The sequence below is a fragment of the Tomitella fengzijianii genome (genome assembly GCF_007559025.1).
In the GTDB taxonomy this organism is placed as follows: domain Bacteria; phylum Actinomycetota; class Actinomycetes; order Mycobacteriales; family Mycobacteriaceae; genus Tomitella; species Tomitella fengzijianii.
On sequence record NZ_CP041765.1, the window covers coordinates 1,971,986 to 1,989,199 of the forward strand.

At 70.0% G+C, this 17,214-nt stretch carries 14 protein-coding genes and 1 pseudogene; 9 read left to right on the forward strand and 6 right to left on the reverse strand.

Annotation, left to right across the window (positions count from 1 at the left end):
• The first annotated feature begins 5 nt into the window (after positions 1-5).
• Entirely contained in the window at positions 6-974 is a 969-nt protein-coding gene (locus FO059_RS08965; RefSeq protein WP_143908118.1) for a quinone oxidoreductase family protein, read from the forward strand.
• 36 nt (positions 975-1,010) lie between these two features.
• Here FO059_RS08965 and FO059_RS08970 read toward each other — a convergent pair whose 3' ends face one another.
• Entirely contained in the window at positions 1,011-1,955 is a 945-nt protein-coding gene (locus FO059_RS08970) for a heme o synthase (protein WP_143910600.1), read from the reverse strand.
• 581 nt (positions 1,956-2,536) lie between these two features.
• On the opposite strand from FO059_RS08970, the gene tkt reads away from it, so the two are divergent.
• The 5 genes from tkt (at position 2,537) to pgl (ending at position 9,130) form a co-directional block, all read left to right on the forward strand.
• Positions 2,537-4,660 (forward strand): transketolase, encoded by a 2,124-nt coding sequence (tkt, locus tag FO059_RS08975; protein WP_143908119.1) that lies wholly within the window; start codon positions 2,537-2,539, stop codon positions 4,658-4,660.
• A gap of 12 nt (positions 4,661-4,672) precedes the next feature.
• Positions 4,673-5,791, forward strand: a complete 1,119-nt coding sequence (gene tal / locus FO059_RS08980; protein ID WP_143908121.1) for a transaldolase — start codon at positions 4,673-4,675, stop codon at positions 5,789-5,791.
• A gap of 3 nt (positions 5,792-5,794) precedes the next feature.
• A complete protein-coding gene (gene zwf / locus FO059_RS08985) occupies positions 5,795-7,456 on the forward strand; it encodes a glucose-6-phosphate dehydrogenase (protein WP_143908123.1) in 1,662 nt (553 codons plus the stop codon).
• Positions 7,453-8,358 carry a glucose-6-phosphate dehydrogenase assembly protein OpcA gene (locus FO059_RS08990; protein WP_143908125.1) on the forward strand — a complete coding sequence of 302 codons (906 nt, stop codon included), beginning with the start codon at positions 7,453-7,455 and terminating at the stop codon, positions 8,356-8,358. Before zwf ends, FO059_RS08990 begins: the two co-directional genes overlap by 4 nt.
• 61 nt (positions 8,359-8,419) lie before the next feature.
• Entirely contained in the window at positions 8,420-9,130 is a 711-nt protein-coding gene (gene pgl / locus FO059_RS08995) for a 6-phosphogluconolactonase (protein WP_143908127.1), read from the forward strand.
• A 58-nt stretch (positions 9,131-9,188) separates the two neighbouring features.
• Here the strand turns inward: pgl and FO059_RS09000 are convergent, their stop codons facing one another.
• A complete protein-coding gene (locus FO059_RS09000) occupies positions 9,189-9,806 on the reverse strand; it encodes a recombinase family protein (protein WP_143908129.1) in 618 nt (205 codons plus the stop codon).
• Positions 9,807-10,006: 200 nt separating this feature from the next.
• On the opposite strand from FO059_RS09000, the gene FO059_RS09005 reads away from it, so the two are divergent.
• Genes FO059_RS09005 through FO059_RS09015 form a run of 3 tightly spaced genes read left to right on the forward strand, consistent with a single transcriptional unit; the run spans position 10,007 to position 11,429 of the window.
• A complete protein-coding gene (locus tag FO059_RS09005; RefSeq protein ID WP_143908132.1) occupies positions 10,007-10,336 on the forward strand; it encodes an ArsR/SmtB family transcription factor in 330 nt (109 codons plus the stop codon).
• Positions 10,336-11,058 (forward strand): cation transporter, encoded by a 723-nt coding sequence (locus FO059_RS09010; protein ID WP_143908134.1) that lies wholly within the window; start codon positions 10,336-10,338, stop codon positions 11,056-11,058. The genes FO059_RS09005 and FO059_RS09010 overlap by 1 nt, the downstream gene beginning before the upstream one ends.
• A 26-nt stretch (positions 11,059-11,084) precedes the next feature.
• The gene (locus FO059_RS09015) at positions 11,085-11,429 is read left to right on the forward strand and encodes a DUF3703 domain-containing protein (protein WP_143908136.1); all 345 of its coding nucleotides are present in this window, start codon (positions 11,085-11,087) and stop codon (positions 11,427-11,429) included.
• On the opposite strand, the pseudogene FO059_RS09020 reads toward FO059_RS09015, so the two are convergent.
• The 4 genes and pseudogenes from FO059_RS09020 to FO059_RS09035 all read right to left on the reverse strand — a co-directional run bounded on the left by FO059_RS09020 (position 11,430) and on the right by FO059_RS09035 (position 17,195).
• Positions 11,430-14,443: pseudogene (locus FO059_RS09020) on the reverse strand (Tn3 family transposase). It abuts the gene before it with no gap.
• Positions 14,444-14,692: 249 nt separating this feature from the next.
• Complete coding sequence (gene secG / locus FO059_RS09025) at positions 14,693-14,926, reverse strand: preprotein translocase subunit SecG (protein ID WP_143908138.1); 234 nt, start codon at positions 14,924-14,926, stop codon at positions 14,693-14,695.
• A 240-nt stretch (positions 14,927-15,166) separates the two neighbouring features.
• The gene (gene tpiA / locus FO059_RS09030) at positions 15,167-15,952 is read right to left on the reverse strand and encodes a triose-phosphate isomerase (RefSeq protein ID WP_143908140.1); all 786 of its coding nucleotides are present in this window, start codon (positions 15,950-15,952) and stop codon (positions 15,167-15,169) included.
• A 7-nt stretch (positions 15,953-15,959) separates the two neighbouring features.
• The gene (locus FO059_RS09035) at positions 15,960-17,195 is read right to left on the reverse strand and encodes a phosphoglycerate kinase (protein WP_143908142.1); all 1,236 of its coding nucleotides are present in this window, start codon (positions 17,193-17,195) and stop codon (positions 15,960-15,962) included.
• Positions 17,196-17,214: the final 19 nt, after the last annotated feature.

Sequence of the window (17,214 nt, forward strand, 5' to 3'; positions counted from 1 at the left end):
GCAGCATGCGCGCAATTCAGATCCTCGAGTACGGCGGGCCGGAGGTTCTGCGCCCCGCCGATCTGCCCAGTCCGCGGCCGGGGCCCGCGGAGATCGCCGTCGCGGTCGACGCGGTGGGCGTGAACTACATCGACACCTACTTCCGCACCGGGGCCTACCCGCGCCCGTTGCCGTTCGTCCCGGGCGTCGAGGGCGCCGGGCGGGTGACGGAGGTGGGCGCGGAGGTGCAGGGCTTCGCCGTGGGCGACAGGGTCGCGTGGGCCAGCGGCACGGACACCTATGCCCAGCACGCGGTGGTCCCTGCGGCGGTGGCCGTCCACGTCCCCTCGGGCGTCGACGACGCTGTCGCGGCGTCGGCGCTGCTCCAGGGCATGACGGCGCACTACTTGATCACCTCCACCTACCCGGCCCGCCGCGGCGACTCCGTGCTGATGCATGCGGGTGCGGGTGGTGTCGGACTGTTGCTGACGCAGATGGCGGCCGCCCGGGGCATCCGGGTCATCACGACGGTGTCCACGGACGAGAAGGCGGAGCTCTCCCGCGCCGCCGGGGCGGCCCACGTGCTGCGGTACGGACCAGATCTGCCGGAGCAGGTGCGCGATCTCACCGACGGCGCCGGAGTGGACGCCGTCTACGACGGGGTGGGCCTGTCCACCTTCGACCAGAGTCTGTGCTGCGTCCGCATGAGGGGCACCGTGGCGTTGTTCGGCGCGGCGAGCGGGGCGGTGCCGCCGTTCGATCCGCAGCGGCTCAACGAGGCGGGGTCCGTGTTCCTCACCCGGCCGACGCTCGCGCACTACGTGTCCGGCAGGGCCGAACTCGATTGGCGGGCGGGCGCGGTGTTCGCGGCGATCGCCGACGGCGACCTGGACGTGCGGGTGGCCGCGCGGTATGCGCTGGATGACGCCGTGCGCGCGCACACGGACCTGGAGGCGCGCCGCACCACCGGCTCGATCGTGCTGCTGCCCGGTTGACCGCCCGCCCCGACGACCGCAGCACGGCCGGCGACGCTAGCCGACGAGCGAGGCGACGGTGGGCAGATCCAGGATCGAATCCACCGCGAGCACGAGGAACACTGCGGCCAGGTAGTTGTTCGACAGGATGAAAAGTTTGAGCGGCTGGACCTCGGCGCCGTTCTTGACGCCCTTGTGCAGACGCACCGCCATGCCCAGGAACCAGGCGCCGATGACCGCGGCGCCGATGGCGTAGAGCAGCCCGGCCGCGGGGATCAGCGCGAAGGTCGTGAGCACGGTGGCAGCGGTGTAGAGCACGATGCGCCAGGTGACCACCTGCGGCTCCGCGACGACCGGGAGCATCGGCACGCCGGCGGCCTCGTAGTCCTCCCGGTAGCGCATGCCCAGCGCCCAGGTGTGCGGCGGCGTCCAGAAGAAGATGATCAGGAACATCACCACGGCCTGCCAGCCGATGGTGCCGGTGACGGCGGACCAGCCGATCATCACCGGCATGCATCCGGCCGCGCCGCCCCACACCACGTTCTGCGGCGTCCGGCGCTTGAGCACCTTGGTGTAGACGAGCACGTAGAAGGCGATGGTGGCGACGATCAGCAACCCGGAGAGCAGGTTGGTCATCAGCCACAGCCACACGAACGACGCCACGCCCAGCGCGAGGCCGAACACGAGCGCCTGACGCGTGGTGACGGTGTCCGCGGCCAGGGGGCGCTTCTTCGTGCGCTTCATGACCTTGTCGATGTCCGCGTCCACCACGCAGTTGAGCGTGTTGGCGCTGGCCGCACCCAGGAACCCGCCGAACAGCGTGGTGAGGATCAGTAGGACGTCGTGCAGATCCAGTCCGCCGCGGTCCGCGAGCAGCATCGCCGGGATGGTCGCGACGAGCAGCAGCTCGATGATGCGGGGTTTGGTCAGGGCGAGGTATGCGCCGAACAGCTCGCGGGCACGCGCCAGCCGCCCGCGCAGGGTCCGGGGCGCCGAGTCCAGCGCCCCGCGGGGGCCCGTGGGAGCGGCCTGGCCGCCTCGGACGCCGGTGTTGTCGCGTCCATGGGCCTGATCCACTGTCCGCACACGTTCTCCTAGTGCTCTCGCCCGGCCGGGATGCGGCGCCCGCGCAATGTCGGCCGCCACGCAGCGCCGACGACGGCCGACCGCTGCTCGTCGTCACGCCCGATCATCCCGCGGCGACGTCGTCCGCACTGCGGAACGCCCGCTTCTGGAGCGGGGAAAGTCGACGAGGACGGGGTTTCGACGAGGATCCGTGAGCGGCCGAATCGGCATCGGCGCACGTCTACTACAAAGCATGGTAGTGCCTGGCATGCGCAACGGAAACTCGCGGGCCCGGACGAGCCGTGGATCACAACCCGGCCACCGCCGCCGGGCCGCCCCTGCGGCGGTGGCCGGAACGCGGAATCGACCGGCATCTGTGCGCGCACTACTGTGGCAGGCGGGGCCGGGAACACCGGTCTCCGGTCGCGCCAGGCCGCGTGCCGGCTTCGGGGCTCGAGCCCGGGCAGCCGGTGCCGTACCGCAGACGTCCCAACCGAGAACCCAGGAGTCATCCGCACGTGTCGGTTACAGATGAGATCCGCGCCCTGACCGTCCCCGTCCTGCCGGAGGACTGGTCCGAACTCGACGAGAAGGCCGTGGACACCGCGCGTGTGCTGGCCGTCGACGCCGTCCAGAAGACCGGCAACGGCCACCCGGGTACCGCGATGAGCCTCGCACCCCTCGCCTTCGCCCTGTATCAGCGGATCATGCGCCACGATCCGGCGGATCCCGGCTGGGTGGGCCGCGACCGGTTCGTCCTGTCCTGCGGCCACAGCAGCCTCACCCAGTACATTCAGCTGTTCTTCTCGGGATACGGGCTGGAGCTGGCCGACATCGAGGCGCTGCGCACCTGGGGCAGCCTGACTCCCGGGCACCCGGAGCACGGGCACACCGCGGGCGTCGAGATCACCACCGGACCGCTGGGCCAGGGCCTCGCGTCCGCCGTGGGGATGGCGATGGCCGCACGCCGTGAGCGCGGGCTGTTCGACCCCGACGCCGCCGAGGGCGAGAGCCCCTTCGACCATCACGTCTGGGTGATCGCGTCGGACGGCGACCTGCAGGAGGGGGTCACCTCGGAGGCCTCGTCGCTCGCGGGCACCCAGCAGCTGGGCAACCTCGTCGTCTTCTACGACGACAACGAGATCTCCATCGAAGACGACACCGCGATCGCCTTCGGCGAGGACGTAGCCGCGCGGTACGAGGCCTACGGCTGGCACGTGCAGCGCGTCGAGGGCGGCGAGAACGTCGCCGGGATCCTCGCCGCCGCCGAGGAGGCGAAGGCCGTCACCGACCGTCCGTCGATCATCGTGCTGCGCACGATCATCGGCTACCCCGCGCCGAACAAGATGAACACGGGCGCGATCCACGGCGCCGCCATCGGCGCGGACGAGGTCGCCGCGGTCAAGGAGGCGCTGGGCTTCGACCCGTCCGAGAGCTTCTCGGTGGCAGACGAGGTCCTCAAGCACGCGCGCACGGTGCGCGACCGCGGCGCGGCGGCGCACGCAGCCTGGCGGCAGGGATTCGACGCTTGGTCCGCGCGTGAGCCCGAGCGCAAGGAGCTGTTCGACCGTCTCGCCGACGGCCGGCTCCCCGCCGATTGGGACGCGGCGCTGCCGTCCTGGGAGGCCGATGACGCCGGAGTCGCCACCCGCAAGGCCTCCGAGAAGTCGCTGGGCGCGCTCGGCGCGGTGCTGCCGGAGCTCTGGGGCGGCTCCGCCGACCTCGCGGGCAGCAACAACACCACGATCTCCGGGGCGGACTCGTTCGGCCCCGAGGCCATCAGCACCTCCGTCTACACGGCCCACCCGTACGGGCGGACCCTGCACTTCGGCATCCGCGAGCATGCGATGGGTTCGATCCTGAACGGTATCGCGCTGCACGGGCCCACCCGCCCGTACGGCGGCACGTTCCTGGTGTTCAGCGACTACATGCGCCCGGCCGTGCGCCTGGCCGCGCTGATGGGGCTGCCCGTCACCTACGTGTGGACGCACGATTCGATCGGCCTGGGCGAGGACGGCCCCACCCACCAGCCGGTGGAGCACCTGGCGGCGTTGCGCGCCATCCCCGGGCTCGCCGTCGTGCGCCCGGGCGACGCCAACGAGACCTCCGCGGCCTGGCGCGCCACGATCGAGCATCGCGACGGGCCCGTGGCGCTGGCGCTGACCCGCCAGAACGTCCCCGTCTTCGAGGGCACTGCCGCCGCCGCACGGGACGGCGTCGCCAAGGGCGGCTACGTGCTGGTGCCGGGCTCGGCGGAGGTCCCCGAGGTGGTCCTCGTCGCCACCGGCTCTGAACTCCAGCTCGCCGTCACCGCCGCGGAAGCACTGGAGGCCGCGGGCCACGCGGCCCGCGTGGTGTCGATGCCGTGCCTCGACTGGTTCCTCGAGCAGCCCGCCGAGTACCGCGACGCGGTGATCCCGCCCTCGGTGCGTGCGCGGGTGAGCGTCGAGGCGGGCATCGCCATGCCGTGGCACGCCATCCTCGGGGACGCGGGCCAGGCCGTGTCGCTGGAGCATTTCGGGGCGTCGGCCGACTACAAGACCCTATTCCGTGAGTTCGGCCTGACCGCCGACGCGGTGGTGGCCGCGGCCGAGCGGTCGATCACCGCTGCGGCCGGCGACAACGTCAACGGCAAGGCCTGAGGAGGACCCATCATGCCGACCAACGAACGTCTCAACAAGCTCAGCGCCGCGGGGGTGTCGGTCTGGCTCGACGACCTCTCGCGCGACCGCCTCGAGAGCGGAAACCTCGCGCAGCTCGCCCTGACGCGCAGCGTCGTGGGCGTCACCACCAACCCGACGATCTTCGCCGGCGCGCTGTCGAAGGGGACGGCCTACGACGCCCAGATCGCGCAGATCGCCGCTCGCGGCGGCGACACCGCGGATGCGATCCGCGAGCTCACGACGGACGACGTCCGCCGCGCCTGCGACGTGCTGCGTGAGCAGTACGAGTCCTCCGGGCACGTCGACGGGCGCGTGTCCATCGAGGTGGATCCCACGCTGGCCGCGGACACCGACGGCACCGTGGCGCAGGCGCTGGACTTGTGGAAGACGGTGGACCGCCCCAACCTGCTGATCAAGATCCCGGCCACGCCTGCCGGGGTCCCGGCCATCGCCCGCGTGATCGGCGAGGGCGTTTCGGTCAACGTCACGCTGATCTTCTCCGTGGAGCGCTACCGGGAGGTCATGGACGCCTACCTGTCCGGCTTGGAGGCCGCCGCCGACGCCGGCCACGACCTGGCGTCCATCCACTCCGTCGCGTCGTTCTTCGTCTCCCGCGTGGACAGCGAGATCGACAAGCGCCTCGACGCCGTCGGCACCGCGGAGGCCAAGTCGCTGCAGGGCAAGGCCGGCCTGGCCAACGCCCGGCTGGCGTACGCCGCTTTCGAGGAAGTCTTCACCGACACGAACGAGCGGTGGAACGCGCTGGTGGGCAAGGGCGGCACCGTCCAGCGTCCCCTCTGGGCCTCCACCGGCGTGAAGAACCCCGACTACCCCGACACCCTGTACGTCACCGGTCTCGTGGCCGCGGACACTGTGAACACCATGCCGGAGAAGACGCTCGAGGCGTTCGCCGACCACGGCGAGGTCGAGGGTGACGCGGTGAGCGGACGCGGCGCCGAGTCGCAGGAGGTGTTCGACGCGCTGTCCGGCGTGGGCATCGACCTCGCCGACGTGTTCGGTCTACTCGAGCGTGAGGGTGTGCAGAAGTTCGACGTGTCCTGGTCGGAGCTCATGGACTCGGTGAGCGCCCAGCTCGAGTCCGCCCGCTGACGGGTGCGCTCGGCCACCACGGGCACCGGGCCCGCCACCCCGCATAATCCGCTCCGGGATCCCCGCGACCGGCGCCTGCCCCGGATCGCGGGGCCCTGCAGCCTCGTCATCTTCGGCGTCACCGGCGATCTTGCGCGCAAGAAGCTGCTGCCATCGGTGTACGACCTGGCCGCGGCCGGTCTCCTCCCACCGGGATTCGGCCTGGTCGGCTTCGGCCGCCGCGAGTGGACCGACGACGAGTTCCGGCAGTTCGTGCTCGACTCCATCGAGGGGCGCACGCGCGCCCCTTTCAAGCGAGCCGTGTGGGAGCGGTTGGCCGAGGGCATCAGGTTCGTCGGCGGCGCATTCGACGAGGACGCCGCCTACGGGCGCCTGGCGGAATCGCTCGCCGGGCTCGACGCCGAACGCGGCACGGCCGGCAACTACGCGTTCTACCTGGCCATCCCGCCCGCGGCGTTCCCGTCCGTGTGCGGCCACCTGGACGCGCACGGTCTCGCGCAGGAACGCGTCGTCCCCTCCGAGGACGGTTCCGGCGGCGGGGCGTCCGCGAGCGGATCCGCCGGCGGAACGGGGCTGCTCGCGGGCGGCCGCCCGGACGGGGCCTCGCCTACGGAGCGGGACCACTGGCGCCGCGTGGTGATCGAGAAGCCGTTCGGCCACGACCTGGAGACCGCCCGGGCGCTCAACGGCGCGATCACCGAGGTGTTCGACGAACGCAACGTCTTCCGCATCGACCACTACCTGGGGAAGGAGACCGTCCAGAACATCCTGGCGCTGCGCTTCGCCAACCAGCTGTTCGATCCGCTGTGGAACTCGCACTACGTCGACCACGTGCAGATCACGATGGCAGAGGACATCGGGCTGGGCGGCCGCGCCGGATACTACGACGGCATAGGCGCGGCCCGCGACGTCATCCAGAACCACCTGCTGCAGCTCCTGGCGCTCACCGCCATGGAGGAGCCGGTGAGCTTCGAGCCGCGCGCCATCCAGGCGGAGAAGATCAAGGTCCTCTCCGCCACGCGGCTGGCGGCGCCGCTGTCCGAGACGACGGCGCGCGGACAGTACGCCCGTGGATGGCAGGGCTCGGAGCAGGTGTGCGGCCTGCAGGAGGAGAAGGGCTTCGCCGAGGGGTCCACGACGGAGACCTTCGCCGCGATCACCCTCGAGGTGGACTCGCGGCGCTGGGCGGGGGTCCCGTTCTACCTGCGGACGGGCAAGCGGCTGGGGCGGCGGGTCACCGAGATCGCCGTGGTGTTCACCCGCGCGCCGCACCTGCCGTTCGACTCGACGATGACCGAGGAGCTGGGCCAGAACGCGTTGGTGATCCGGGTGCAACCGGATGAGGGGATCACGGTCCGCTTCGGCTCCAAGGTGCCCGGATCGTCGATGGAGGTCCGGGACGTCAACATGGACTTCAGCTACGGCCAGGCGTTCACCGTCTCCTCCCCCGAGGCCTACGAACGCCTCATCCTCGACGTGCTGCTCGGCGAACCGTCGCTGTTCCCCGTCGGCGAGGAGGTGGAGATGTCCTGGGCCATCCTCGAGCCCGCGCTCGAGGCCTGGGCTTCCGGCGGCGCCCCCGAACCGTACGAGTCCGGCGGCTGGGGGCCGACTTCGGCGGACGCCATGCTCCGCAGATCCGGAAGGGAGTGGCGGCGACCATGATCGTGGATCTCCCCGACACCACCACGAAGAACGTCATCCAGCGCTTGTACGAGGTCCGGGAGGCCGGCGGCGCCGTCACCCTGGGGCGCGTGCTCACGCTGGTGGTCGGAATCGGCGACGATGCCGACGCGGAACGGTCCATCGAGGCGGCCAACGAGGCGAGCCGCGAACACCCGTGCCGCATCATCGTCGTGGTCCACCACGCCGGTTCCGAACGCACTGTGCTCGACGCGCAGATCCGCGTCGGGGCGGATGCGGGCGCCTCCGAGGTGGTGGTCCTGCGGCTGCACGGCGCCCTGTCGTCCCACAGCGACAGCGTCGTCACCCCGTTCCTGCTGCCGGACACCCCCATCGTCACCTGGTGGCCCGGGAACGGCCCGGACGTGCCGCGCGAGGATCCGCTGGGGCGTATCGCCTTGCGCCGGATCACCGGGCCGTCCACCGCGGCACCGCGCGAGCTGCTGCAGCGGCGGTGGAAGGGCTACTCCAGTGGCGACACGGACCTTGCCTGGCCCGCCATCACCCCGTGGCGTGCCCTGCTGGCGACGGCCGTCGAGCACCCCGAGTTCTCGCCGATCGACCGCGCCGAGGTGACCGGGCCTGCGGCCGACCCGTCCGCCGACCTGTTGGCCGGGTGGCTGGCGACCGCGCTCGACGTGCCCGTCACACGGCGGGACGGCGCCGAGGGCGTCGCGTTGCACGCGGCCGACGCCACCGTCTCGCTGTTGCGCGTCTCGGAGACCGTCGCCGTGCTGAGCCGGCCGGGCGAGCGGGACAGCCGGGTGGCCCTGGCACACCGGCACGAGTGGGACTGCCTCGCCGAGGAGCTGCGGCGTCTCGACCCCGACGAGATCTACGAGGACGCGCTGGCGGGGACGGCGCGCGTCACCTACGAGTCCTGACGGCCGCCGGCCGACCTACCACCGGATCCGCGCCCGCCTGGCGGGCGGGAGGGAGCTGGAGATGACCACAGAGATCGTCCGGGGAGCAGACCAGGACGGCATCGTGACCGCCGCGGCCGCCCGCTTCACCGCACTCGTCGCCGAGGCCGTGGCGCGGCGGGGCCGCGCCCGCGTGGTGCTCACCGGGGGCGGTGCCGGAATCGGGCTGCTGGCCGCGCTGCGCGGCGCGGACATCGACTGGCCCAAAGTCGAGTTCTTCTGGGGTGACGAGAGGTTCGTGGCGGCGGACGACGGCGACCGCAACGCACTCCAGGCCCACGAAGCGCTGCTCGCGCACGTGCCCGTGGACGAGGCCCTGGTCCACCCGATGCCGGCCGACGACGGCGACGTCGCCGGGGACGTCGACGCCGCCGCACGCCGTTACGCCGAGCTCGTGGAGCCGGTCGAGGCTTTCGACGTGCACCTGCTGGGCATGGGCGGCGAGGGCCACATCAATTCGATCTTCCCGCACTCCCCCGCGGTCGCGGAGTCCGCGGCCACTGCGGTGGCCGTACGCGACTGCCCCAAACCTCCTCCCACCCGCATCACGCTGACTCTTCCGATGGTGCGGCGATCGCGCGAGGTGTGGCTGCTCGTCGCTGGGGAGGCCAAGGCGCAGGCGGCCGCGGCGGCGCTCGGCGGCGCGGCCGCGGCGGACGTCCCCGCCGCGGGCGCATCCGGATCGGACAGGACGGTCTGGTTCGTCGACGATGCGGCAGCCGCCGCGCTCTGAGAACCGGGGGTTCCGGTAGTAATCGCGCGAAGAACAACGAAGTTGCCCTGACCAGCGGTTACGTCCGTGGCGCGGTGCCGCTGATGATGCGGTGGATGGTGGAGCGGCCGACGCTGTATTCCTCGGCGAGGTCGGCAAGGCTCGCGTCGTCGGTGGGGTCGTGGTAGCGGCGGTGGATCGTTTTGCGTGCTGTGAGAGGGAGTTTCGGCTGCTTGCCCTTGAGGCGGCCCTTCGCGCGGGCCTTGGCCATGCACTCGCGGGTGCGTAGATGGCCCAGGTTGGCTTCGAATTCGGCGACCATGGCGAGGGTTTGCAGGAAGAGTTTGCCGAACGGGTCGTGCCAGTCGTAGATCGAGCTGCCCAATCCGAACAGCGCGTCGCGTTCACGCAGTCCGGCCAGGATCTCGCCGGCTTCGGCCATGTTGCGGGCGAATCGGTCGAACTTGGTCGTGGTGAGCACTACCTGCCGCCCGTTGGCGGCCGCCGCGGCGGAGGTGACGGCGGCGAGCGCGTTGTCGAGTCCGGTCCGGTTCTTGCGGGTGGTGCCGGAGAAGCCTTCGTCGATGAAGATCTGTTCGTTCGGGACTCCGAGCACGAGGAGCTGCTCGGTTTGGATCTCGACGTCTTGTTCGTCGGTGGAGCAGCGGCAGTATCCGACGCGGAACGGTTCACCCATTCCTGAGATTGTTCCGGATAGCGGGGGTTGACCGGGACAGTTCGCGGAACACCTCTACGGAACACCCGCGAGCTGGGTGGAGCCGGTCGGGCGCGGTGTTCCGTTGGCCGATCGGCTTACGGAACACCGCGCCGCCCGAGATCGGCTCCCGCGATAGTTCATGGTTCCATGAATACATCAATCTCTGTATTGTCTGGGTTGTGGAAACCTTGTTGCACCGTGACGCGCTGACCCGCTTCGGGCACGCGTTGTCGGATCCAACCCGCACCCAGATCTTGCTGAGCCTGCGCACCGGGCCGGCCTATCCCTCGGAGCTGGCCGAGGCGATCGGTGTGTCGCGCCAGATCCTGTCCAATCACCTGGCCTGCTTGCGTGGGTGCGGGCTGGTCGTCGCCGTCCCGGAAGGCCGGCGTTCCCGTTACGAGCTCGCCGATCGCCGCATCGGGCACGCGCTGGACGACCTTCTCGGCCTGGTGCTCGCGGTCGACCCGGCCTGCTGCCCAGCCACCGACACCGAGGAGTGCTGCTGATGTCGGCGCCATTGGGAATGCCGCCGCTGCCCTCGGCCGTCACCCCGTCGGGACCGTCGCCTGAGCGCAAGGCGTTGCTGTCACGCCGGATCCGCTGGTTCGTCGCCGCGACCATCACCTACAACGTCATCGAGGCGATCATCGCCCTGACCGAGGGCGCGCGGGTGTCCTCGACCGCGCTGATCGGATTCGGCCTGGACTCGGTGATCGAGGTGTCCTCCGCTGCGGCGGTCGCCTGGCAGTTCGCCGGCCGTGATCCAGAGAAGCGCGAGAAGATCGCGCTGCGGATCATCGCGTTCTCCTTCTTCGCCCTCGCCGCCTACGTCACCATCGACTCGATTCGCGGCCTGCTCGGCGTCGCTGAAGCCCAGCACTCGCCGATCGGGATCACCCTGGCTGCGGTCAGCCTGGCGGTCATGCCGGTGCTGTCGGCCGCGCAGCGCCGCGCCGGACGCGAACTCGGCTCCGCCTCGGCGGTCGCCGACTCCAAACAGACCCTGCTGTGCACCTACCTCTCGGCGATGCTGCTCGCCGGTCTGCTGCTCAACAGCCTGTTCGGCTGGTCATGGGCCGACCCGATCGCCGCCCTCGTCATCGCCGCGATCGCGCTCCGCGAAGGTATCAACGCCTGGCGCGGGGACACGTGCTGTCCCTCACCGGCCGCTCTCGGTGTCATGGGCACCGACCGGTCCGACGCTCACGCCTGCGACTGCTGCGACTGAACCCCCTTCGATCGAAAGGCTTTGCGATGTCCCGAATTCCGCGCCCGGCCCGCGCCCGTTACGACCAGGAGATGCACGCGGGAAAAACCGCGAACGACCCCGCCCAGCGGTGGGCGCACCTCGAAGCCGCCCACATCCTGTCCCAACCGGATCCGTGGCTGCACACCCGTAACCATGTTGCCATGTTTACCCTGGCCCTACGGCAGCGCGAGCGCCGCGAAGCCCTCGGTCAAGTCGTGCGCATCATCGCGGCCGCCCCCGCATCCCTGAGCGGCCGTTATCCCGAAGGCAACACCGGCCGTGCCGCCGTCGGCCTGCGCGAGCCCATGCCGGTACCCGCCGACCTCGCAGCCCTTATGCAACCAGCCTGATCAGAACAGCGTGTCGCGCACACGCAGCGGCCGGTACCCGGTCGGACCGAGTGCGGCGAGTTCGGCGTCGATATCGACCTCGATCGCGCCGAAGAAATTGATGTTCTCGCTGTGGGCCGGGCTGATGTGGGCCAGGACATCGTCGTCGATGCGGCGACCTTGACGGCGCATCTGCTCGACCGCGAGCCCGAAATACTCGGTCGTCCAGGCGATCACCGCGTTCGTGGCGAGGGTGAGGCACCACGCCTGTCCGGTCAGGGCTTCCAGATGCCGCGCGCGGAAGGCACCTTCGTGGGCGTAGATGAGGCCGCGTTTGAGGGCGTGGATGGACTCGCCCTTGTTGAGCTGGCGCGAGATCTTGCGCCGATAGTCCGGATCCGACAGATACCGGGCCGCGTAGACGGTACGGCGCATCGCGCCGTACTCCTTCAGCGCCGCGGCGAGGGCGTTCTGGCGACCCGACGCCGAGAGCTTGCCGACCAGCAGCGACGCGGTGGCGTGCCCGAACTTCAACGACCCGGCCAGCCGCAACAGGTCGTCGTAGTTCTCGGCGATCAGGTCCAGATTCAACTTGCGGGTCAGCAACGGTCCCGCGTGCGGGAACCGCGCTTCGGCCTCGGCGCGCGGCCCCGGCCGGTAGAGGGTGATCTTGCCCAGGTCCCGGATGCGCGGGGAAAGCTGCATCCCGAGCAGATCGAACAGCGCAAAGTTGACGAGGGTGACACCATGAGTATCCGTCGCGTGCTCGGTGATCGGCAGATCCGTTGCGTTGCCCAGGATTTCGTCCAGCACGTAATGCGCTTCCCGGCGGGTGGTGACGATGATCTTGGTGCCGTAGGTGGTGTGCTGATCAGTGACGTGGGTATTGGTCGACAATCCCTGGTCAGCGAAGAATTGCGGCACCGTGCGGGCGGTGGTGAGTTTTCCGCGCGTCGGGAACCGCTGCCCGTCCGAGGACGACAGTGTCCCGGCACCGAAAATGCTGGTCAACGGCAGTCGCTGGTGGTAGCCGATGATCGCCAGGTTCGCCGCCCGCAGCGTCTCCTCCCGCACATACCACTCCTGCGTCCAGGACAGGATGTCGTAGGAGATGCCCGTCGCGTCGGCCATCCGGGTCAGGCCGAGATTGGTGGCACCGGCCAGCAGTATCGCGATGAGGTTGCGTTTGAGTTCCGGTGTGCGGGTTTGTTTTCCCTCCGCGTGGGTGAAGCAGTCCAGGTAGCCGGTGCGTTTGTCCAGCTCGATCAGCAGGGACACGATCGGTGCGAACGGCAGCATCTCGGTCAGCTCGGCCTTCAACGCGATCGCCTCGGACGGGATGTCCTCGGCGGTCAGCGGTGAGATCACCAGATCACCGTCTTCGTCCAGGCGCACCGGACCGTCACCGGCGGCGAGCGCCTGCTCCAGTTCGCCGACCGCCTCACCCCACTCGTCGGTGAGCGCGGCCAGCGCACGCGCCGGATCGGCCGGTTTGCCGACCAAGCGGCAGAATTCGGTGCGTTGGGTCTCCCACTGCGCCGCGGTGAGCAGGTAGGCGGCCGGGTCGGCATAGCGGCGCGACCCGGGCACGAACACATCCCCGGTGCGCAGCCCGTCCCGCAAGCCGAGCAGCACACACAGTTCCCAATAGTGCCGGTAGGCCACGGTGTTCCCGGTCTTGCGCGCGGAGTCGAGGTAGCCGCGCCACTTGGTCGGAACGAACCCTGTCGGTGCGTCGTCGAACACCTTGCGGCGCCCGGTCGCGTTCAGCTCGCGCAGCATGTCCACGGCGATCAGAAGCTCGGTTGCGGTGGTGCCACCGGCGAAGCGCACCGCCGACAACACCGCCGGAGTGAACTTCCGCAGATACGAATACGAGGTATCGAGGGCGGCCAGGTGCCCGTGATCGCGCGGCAGCCGCGGTTTGGCCTGCGCTTTCGCCGCCCGCAAGCGCTCCCACCCGATGCCCTCGCCCCGGATCAACCCACCAACGTCCTCGTCGGGGATCTGCGGGTCGATGATGATCGCCAGGAGCTCATCAAGCAGTGCTTGGCGGTCTTCCCCGGTCTTGCCACGCTCGGCCAGTTCGGCGAGCATCCGGGTCTCAGCGGCACTGAACTTCGCCGACAGCGATTGGTCGAACAGCGCCACCACCTCATCGAGCACATCAGCGGCCGACTGCGCCAACACCGTCAACAAGATCGGATACCGACGCTGCGGATCACGCCGCTCCAGGGCTTGCCCGGTCAGGCGGCGGCCCAGTGTCGCCAGAAACCGGCGGCGCTCCGCCGGAAGCACCGACATGTCCAGGGTGTCCGCGCCGAGGCCACGCACAAACCCCAGCTTCTCGACCTCGTTGCGCACCGCCGACGCCGACGCCTCCACCGGGCCGGTCGACAGCCACGCAACCGCGACATCCGGATCGAGGAATCGGTGACCAGCAAGCCGTCCAACTCCTCACACCGCTGCGAAGTCAACTGGTGCGCGAGCCGATCGTAGGTCTCCCGTTGCGCCTGCTCACGAGCGTGCACGACACGACGAACGACAGTGTCGGGACTGGGCCGGATCACCCGCGCCGAGAGCAGGTACTCACATCCCAGCCGGAACAACAGGGTCGGCGAATCGTGTTCCATGGCCCGCGCCAACAAGAACTCGTCGAGCTCCTTGAGCTCCATCACGCCCGAGGACCGCCAGCCCAGATACTGCGCCGCCAACCGCAGATGCTCGGTGCGCGTCTGTGCCCGCTTGCCGTACGAACGGATCAGCGACGCATCGACTTTCAGCTGCTCCGCCAGACGAGCCACCGCCACCGCAGGCGCGGCGGCCACCTTGTCCGGAACGAACCCCAACCACGGCAGCGCACACAGCGCCACCGACAAGCCCAGCCGCTCGGCCGGGCCGCGCCCACGGCCTGGGGTGAGGAACGCGATATCGGCCGGGGCGAGCGTGAAGAACCGGAACAACTCCTCGCGGCTGATATCCGGAAACTCCCGCAGACGCACCAACTCCTCGTCCGCGAACACCTGCACCGCCACGAAACCCGACCTCCAGCACACCGACCAACCTCATCGGCAGCCAACCCAATCACCACGCCCCGCAGCCCGAACCGTAAACCCGACATCACCGCAGGTCAAGCCATTGTCGTTGTTTTCCGCACGGTTACTACCGGAACCCCAACCGTCCGGGCCGGGCGGCCGCGCCCGCGCGACGGTGTACGGCGACAGATACGACGCCGGCCCCGGAACCGCGTGGAAGCGGTCCCGGGGCCGGCGTGCGGGGCCCGGCTACTGGTACTTGACCACCAGGCCGATGCCGATGATCGAAACGAACCAGATCAGTGCGGTGATCACCGTGAAGCGGTTGAGGTTCTTCTCCGCCACCGTCGACCCGGACAGGTTGGACGCCATGCCACCGCCGAACAGGGTGGACAGGCCGCCGCCCTTGGCCCTGTGCAGCAGGATCAGCACGCACAGCAGGATGCTGGTCACGATGACAAGGATTTGCAGGAACAGTTCCATGTGCGCTTCAGTGCTGCCCTTCTGGCGTCGAGGTCACAGGCGGTGGGTCACAAGCGGTGGTGCGGTGCAGGAGACGGCCGGTCATGATACGGCCGGTCATGATACGGGCGGTCATGATACGGCCGGTCATGATACGGGCGGTGCAGCCGCGTCGAGCGTGATGCTACCCGCCGGGCCGCGACCGGCCGTGCGCCGGGCCGCGGAGCACGTCACCGCTCCCCGGCCCGGCGCACGGTCCTGTCACGGAAGCGGGCCGCCCGCGGCGATGGCGCACAAGGTCGCGAACTCGTCGGCCTTGAGCGACGCGCCGCCGACGAGCGCGCCGTCGACGTCGTCCTTGGCCGTGATTTCCCCGACGTTCTTCGCGTTGACCGAGCCGCCGTAGAGGATGCGCAGACCCGCCGCGACCTCTTCGGAGGCCAGCTCCGCCACCGCCTTGCGGACGGCGGAGCACACCTCCTGGGCGTCCTCGGGCGTGGCCACCCGGCCGGTGCCGATGGCCCAGACCGGCTCGTACGCGATCACGCACTGCGCGATCTGCTCGGCGGACAGGCCGGCGAGCGACCCGCGGACCTGCGAGACGCAATGGTCCACGTGCCCGCCCGCCTCGCGGATCTCGAGCCCCTCGCCCACACAGACGATCGGCGTGAGGCCGTGCCCGAGCGCGGCGGCGGCCTTCTGCGCCACGGTCGCATCGTCCTCGTCGTGCATCGAGCGCCGCTCGGAGTGCCCGACGACCACGTAGGTGCACCCCAGCTTGGCCAGCATGGCTCCGCTGACCTCGCCGGTGTATGCGCCCGAGGCGTGCACCGAGACGTCCTGCGCCCCGTAGGTGAGAAGGAGCTTGTCCCCTTCCACCAGCGTCTGCACGCTGCGGATGTCGGTGAACGGCGGAATGACCGCGACGTCGACCTTCTCGAAGTACTTCGCCGGCAGTGAGAAGGAGATCTTCTGCACCAGCGCGATGGCCTCGAGATGGTTGAGGTTCATCTTCCAGTTGCCGGCGATGAGCGGCGTGCGTGCCATGACGTCCCTACCCTTCTGCGGAATCCGGTGCGGGGGCCTCGAGCACGGCAAGGCCGGGAAGCTCCTTGCCCTCCAGATACTCCAGGGAGGCGCCGCCGCCCGTCGATATGTGGCTGAATCCGTCCTCGGCCAGGCCGAGCGTGCGTACCGCGGCCGCCGAGTCGCCGCCGCCGACCACGCTGAATGCGCCGTCCGCGGTGGCCTCGATGATCGCCTCGGCGACGCCGCGCGTGCCGGCGGAGAACCGTTCGAACTCGAAGACGCCCATGGGGCCGTTCCAGAACACCGTGCGGGCCGCCCGCAGCACCGCGGAGAACCGGGAGATCGACTCCGCGCCGATGTCCAGGCCCATCCAGCCGTCCGGGATGGCGCCCGCCGGAACCGTCTCGGCCTCGGCGTCCGCCGCGAACCCGTCCGCGACGACGATGTCGCACGGCAGGTGGATGACGTCCGCGAAGCGGTCCAGCAGGTCCTTGCAGGTATCGACCATCTCCTCCTGCAGGAGCGAGGATCCCACGGGCATCCCCTGGGCCGCCAGGAACGTGAAGCACATTCCGCCGCCGATCACCAGGGTGTCGACCTTGGGCGCCAGCGCCTCGATCACCGCGAGCTTGTCGGAGACCTTGGAGCCGCCGAGCACCACCGCGTTGGGCCGCTCGGCCCCTTCGGTGATGGTGCGCAGCACGTCGACCTCGGCCGCCACGAGCGTGCCCGCGTAGTGCGGAAGCAGCTTCGCGACGTCGTAGACCGACGCCTGCTCGCGGTGCACGACGCCGAATCCGTCGGACACGAATGCGCCGTCGTCGCCCGTGAGGGCGGCGAGCTCGCCGGCGAGCGCCTCGCGCTCGGCCGCGTCCTTGCTGGTCTCCCGCGGATCGAACCGGATATTCTCCAGCAGCATCACGTCGCCGTCGGTGAGCCCCTCGGCGCGCGCCTGCGCGTCGATGCCCACCACGTCGGCCGCCAGCTGGACGTACCTGTCGAGCGCGTCGCTGAGCCTCGCGGCCACCGGGGCCAGCGACAGCGACGAGTCGACGGCGCCCTTGGGCCGGCCGAGGTGCGCCATCACGATCACCTTGGCCCCCGCGTCCGCCAGAGCGGACAGGGTGGGCACCGAGGCGTCGATGCGCCCGGCGTCGGTGATCGTGGTGCCGTCCAGCGGCACGTTGAGGTCGGAACGCACCAGGACGGTGCGCCCCTGCACGCCTGCGTCCAGCAGGTCCTGCAGTGTCTTGACAGTCATCGCCGCAGCGCCCTCCCGG